Source organism: Burkholderia sp. SIMBA_051, assembly GCF_046534915.1.
In the GTDB taxonomy this organism is placed as follows: domain Bacteria; phylum Pseudomonadota; class Gammaproteobacteria; order Burkholderiales; family Burkholderiaceae; genus Burkholderia; species Burkholderia ambifaria.
The window spans coordinates 1-267 of the sequence record NZ_JAWRXS010000347.1 but is presented as its reverse complement, the minus strand read 5'-3'; the positions used below and the strand labels follow the sequence as shown (position 1 = coordinate 267).

The 267-nt window shown below is 60.7% G+C and carries 1 pseudogene; it reads right to left on the bottom strand.

From position 1 onward, the window contains the following. Nucleotides 1-128, bottom strand: a pseudogene (locus SB771_RS34805) (IS110 family transposase); the annotation flags it as partial. Nucleotides 129-267 lie beyond the last annotated feature (139 nt).

Sequence of the window (267 nt, the reverse complement as noted above, 5' to 3'; positions counted from 1 at the left end):
TGATGGTGGCCCTTACCGACATCGACGCCGACAAAGACATCGACGGCGTCACGTTGTTGAGTGTCTTGCATCGAAGTTTCTGCAGAGTGAACGGATTGGCCTGCAACAACGGTGGCAAGTCTCGGCATCCACGTTACGGACGGCGTCGGGATATCCCGGCCAAACCCCTATCAGCGATCACCAGCCACCCACCAGGCCCGGTGACAACACCCCCCGGATCATGACTGCGACTGGGGGCGGGAATCATGCCGGGCCTGGCTGGCCAAA